The organism is Marinobacter sp. (genome assembly GCF_014859525.1).
Taxonomy (GTDB): Bacteria; Pseudomonadota; Gammaproteobacteria; order Pseudomonadales; family Oleiphilaceae; genus Marinobacter.
The window spans coordinates 1-4441 of sequence record NZ_JACUUB010000130.1 but is presented as its reverse complement, the minus strand read 5'-3'; the positions used below and the strand labels follow the sequence as shown (position 1 = coordinate 4441).

Genomic DNA, 4441 nt, shown 5'->3' with positions numbered 1-4441 from the left:
TATTGGGAGCCACAGGCCTGACCGGTCGCATGGTGGTTGAAAAGTTGCTAAAGCACACCGGTGTCTCATCCGTGGTGGTGCCGGTGCGCCGCTCACTGGGCCTGAAGAGCCCTAAGCTGGCGGAGCATCTGGTTGACTTTGACGCGCTGGAATCGCACTCGGAGATCTTCAAGGTTGATGCCCTGGTCTGTTGCCTGGGCACTACGATCAAGAAAGCGGGCTCGCAAGAGGCATTCCGTAAGGTGGACTACGAATACGCACACAGGGCGGCCAAGTTGGCCAGGGCGGCGGGCGTTAACCGATTGATCCTGATGTCTGCTATCGGGGCCTCGGCTCAGTCCACGGTTTTCTACAGTCGGGTGAAAGGCGAGTTGGAGGATGCGGTGCGAGGCCTTGGGTTCGATTATCTTTCCATTTATCACCCAAGCCTGTTGCTGGGGGACAGAAAGGAACATCGCACCGGTGAGGCCATAGGCATGGCGGTTATGCCGCTGGCCAATCGTGCCTTGATTGGACCACTGCAAAAGTATCGGGCCATTGAGGCGGAGGTGGTTGCGGCGGCGATGGTGAATGAGTTGATTGAATCCGCAGAGGCCAAAGACTCCCGGCCCGTGATTAACGTTCGGGAGTACGATGATATCCGGAGGTTGGCCAAACAGGGTTAGGCAAGCTGCCCTTGGTTCAGTCTTTCGAAGCTTTTCGGTAAGAGTCTGCGACAGGCCTGGGCGTGCCATGCTGGATGTACTTGTGGGCGTACCACTCGAAGCCATTGGTAAAGATCAGGGCGATGGGAAAACCAATCATGGTCTGGCCTCTTTTTGTGATGGTTGTTTTATCCTGCCATAACTTAAGCTCATGCTTCTGGGCTTATTGCGCCTGCTATCAACGCCCTGCTGCTGAGATTCCTCGGACCAGCCAGGTTCTGGTTTCCTTGGGATCTATGACCGCATCAATTTCCAGATAACTGGCGACGTTGATGGCTTTGCCCTGTTCATAAGCCTTGGCGACCAGGTAGTCGAACATCTTCTCGCGAGCTGCGTCATCGGGTTGGGCTGCCAGCTCCTTGGCAAATCCCAGGCGTACCGCCCCTTCCAGCCCCATCGGGCCGAACTCTCCGCTCGGCCACGCTGCCGTAAAAAACGGCGTCAGCAGGCTGCCGGCGGCCATGGCTTGTGCGCCGAGTCCGTAAGCCTTGCGCAGAACCACGGTGTAGAAGGGCACCGATAGTTTGGCTGCGGCCAGGAACATGTTAGAGACGCGACGCACGGTGGCCTGTGTTTCCGCCTCTGGCCCAACCATAAACCCGGGGGTATCACACAACGACAGAATAGGCAGGTTATGAGCGTTACAGAGTTCCATGAACCGGCTCGCCTTATCGCCCGCTGCAGCATCGACGGCGCCTCCCAGGTGCATAGGGTTGTTGGCGATCAGGCCCATGGGGCGGCCCTCGATGCAAATGAACGCGGTAATTAACCCAGGCGCGAATTGGCGGCGGAGCTCCAGAACGCTGTCGCTATCAGCGAGCGCTTGGATGACCTCCCGGATGTCGTAAACGCGCATGCGGTTTTCGGGAATCAGATGGCGAAGCCTGCGCTGATCTGTGCAGGTCCATTCCGCGAGGGAACCCTGAAAATACGACAGATACTGTTTGGCGACGGCGACAGCTTCGGCCTCGTCTTCGACCACCACATCGATCACGCCATTGGGCCCCATCACGGAAACCGGCCCGATCTCGTCGGGGGCATACCGGCCCAGTCCGCCGCCTTCGATCATCGCCGGGCCTGCCATGCCCAGGTTGGCATTTCTTGTGGCGATAATCGTGTCGCAACACCCCAGCAGGGCCGCGTTGCCGGCAAAGCAACGACCGGAAACGATGCCAACCGTTGGCACCTTGCCCGAGAGCCGAGCCATGCTGATGAAGCTTTGGCAGTCGAGGTAAGAAACACCGTTAGTGTCGGTATCGGATGGGCGGCCGCCGCCACCCTCGGCAAACAGCACCAGCGGAATTCGCCACTGTTCTGCCAGGGCAAGTAGCCGGTCCGTTTTCCGGTGGTTTGCCAGTCCCTGGGTGCCGGCAAACACGGTGTAATCGTAAGCCATGGTGGCGCAACCGGAGGCTGCGGCGCCGAAGCGCTCGGCGTTGACGGTGCCGATGGCGGTGATCAGCCCGTCTGCGGGACTTAATTCAATCAATGTGTCCACCGACCGGCGGCGCCGTTGGGCGGCCAGCGCCAGTGCCCCGTATTCGTTGTAGCTGTCTGGGTCGAGCAGATCCTCGACGTTCTCCCGGGCGGTTCGCTGGCTGGTCCGGCGGCGCTTTGCGACCGCGTCGGGGCGATGCTCATCGGTTAACGCATCGTGGCGCTCGAAGACCTCCGCCAGATCAGCCCGGATGTGATCGAGATCGATGGTCTGCTCGGTTTGAATGGCGTCGGCGCTGACCGCTGAGGGTTCCAGGATCAGCAAAGCTTCACCCTCAGTTACCGTTGAGCCTGATTCGGCGAGAACCGTTTGAACGATGCCTGACTGACTGGCTTGCACGATGAATTCCATCTTCATAGCCTCAAGCACCGCAACGGTCTGGCCCGCCGCAATGGCATCGCCTTCCCGGACCTCAACACTCACGAGCGTGCCGGCACTGGGCGCTGCGATGCTGACGGCGCCGTCGGGTAGCAATGGTGTGTTCAGTTTCGTGTCTTGCCTCGCTTCGGTTGTGTCAAAGTGACGCTTCGGGTGCTTGCTTTCGGAGACTGAGGGGGCCAGCTCTGAAAGCTGGTTTTCCACGAATCGAGTGTTGACTTGCCAGGCTTCCACGGCCGGGTGGTGCAGCAGGTTTTGCAGCAGGCCGATATTGTTGACTACGCCGTCCAGTCGGAATTCACACAGCGCACGATAAAGCCGTCGAAGAGCCGATGGGTAATCCGGGCCATGGGCGATCAGCTTCGCGAGCAGGGAGTCATAGGCGGGATTGATGGCGTAGCCGGTATAACCTGAACCATCCACCCGCAGGCCGGGCCCTGTTGGCGGTTCATAGACCGTGAGCGTGCCGGCTGCGGGCATGGTGGTGCCATCGGAACGAAGGGTTTCGGCGTTGATCCGGGCCTGAATGGCCACGCCGCGCACGGCCGGCGGGGTGTCCAGGGCCAGTTCAGATAAGGTTTGGCCAGATAGAAGCTTTAACTGGGTCTGGACCAGGTCAATACCGGTGACTTCCTCGGTGACGGTATGCTCTACCTGAACCCTCGGGTTGGCTTCCATGAAGTAGAACCGACCGGGCTGATCTTCGTCTACCAGAAATTCGAAGGTGCCCAGCCCCTGGTAGTTGACCGCTTTTGCCATGACCAGGGCGCAGTTGATCATCTCGTCCCGGAGCGCGGAATCAAGGCCCGGGCTTGGGGCTACTTCGATGAGTTTCTGGTTGCGCCGCTGGATGCTGCAGTCCCGTTCCCACAGGTGGGAGACCGCACCGGTGCCATCTCCCAGAATCTGAATTTCAATATGGCGGGCGCAGCCAATCAGTTGTTCGACATACAGATCACCATTGCCAAAGGCGGCTTGTGCTTCAGATCGGCAGCGGCTGAAGGCTTGTTCCAGCTCGTCCTTGCTGGTGACTGCGCGAATGCCGCGCCCGCCGCCACCGGCGACCGCCTTGAGCATCAGGGCGCCATGCTGGGCCAGAAAGGCTTCTGCCGCCTCCTGGCTAACCGGGCTGTTGATACCGTTGACCAAGGGCACCTGACAGCGCTCTGCCAGGGCCCTGGCAGAGGATTTATTGCCGAATAATTCCAGCACATCCGGCGCCGGCCCGATGAACACCAACCCTGCCTGCTTACACTGACGAGCGAACTCGGCGTTCTCCGCCAGAAATCCGTAACCGGGGTGAATGGCATCGCACTCGTGGGCCTTGGCCACGGTAATCAGTTGTGCCATGTCCAGATAGGCTTTCACGCCACGGCCTTTCAGGGGCACGGATTCGTCTGACTGGCGGGTATGCAGGCTGTTTGAATCGTCCTCAGCAAACACGCTGACGGTTCGTATGTTCAGCTCGCTGCAGGCGCGGGCAATGCGAATGGCGATTTCACCGCGGTTGGCGATTAGGACAGATCTGAACATCATGGCGCTTCATCCCGGAGACAGGTTCTTGTTCTGGTTTTTGGATGTCTCCATCCTAGGAAGCGGGTAATGATGAGGCAAATGAATTTTATTGAAGGTTAGCTATAAGCAGGAGTGATGAACTCCTGCCCATAGGGTTCTTGTCTCGGGCGAGGCAAGATCATTCGTTGGAGTTTGCAGAGCTCCGCGAACGAATCCTGGCGAGAACCTGTTCGCCACTGCTCTGTCCATTGCTGATGCCGGCGGCTTTCAGTTTCGAATCCAGGGTGTCGTCTTCCTGTTCCCGGTCCAGCTCTGTCAACGCCGCCTCGATATCTTCCGCTTCGGC

3 protein-coding genes are annotated in these 4441 nt (G+C 59.1%); 1 reads left to right on the top strand and 2 read right to left on the bottom strand.

The genetic code is table 11. The annotated features are described in order from the left end of the window. Nucleotides 1–2 precede the first annotated feature (2 nt). Nucleotides 3–665: an NAD(P)H-binding protein gene (locus IBX51_RS14445; RefSeq protein WP_291832006.1), complete on the top strand. Its 663-nt coding sequence runs from the start codon at nucleotides 3–5 to the stop codon at nucleotides 663–665. Nucleotides 666–681: 16 nt separating this feature from the next. Here IBX51_RS14445 and IBX51_RS14440 read toward each other — a convergent pair whose 3' ends face one another. Both IBX51_RS14440 and IBX51_RS14435 read right to left on the bottom strand, forming a co-directional pair. Then, complete coding sequence (locus tag IBX51_RS14440; protein WP_291832005.1) at nucleotides 682–804, bottom strand: hypothetical protein; 123 nt, start codon at nucleotides 802–804, stop codon at nucleotides 682–684. A 78-nt stretch (nucleotides 805–882) separates the two neighbouring features. After that, nucleotides 883–4116 carry a carboxyl transferase domain-containing protein gene (locus tag IBX51_RS14435; protein ID WP_291832004.1) on the bottom strand — a complete coding sequence of 1078 codons (3234 nt, stop codon included), beginning with the start codon at nucleotides 4114–4116 and terminating at the stop codon, nucleotides 883–885. Nucleotides 4117–4441: the final 325 nt, after the last annotated feature.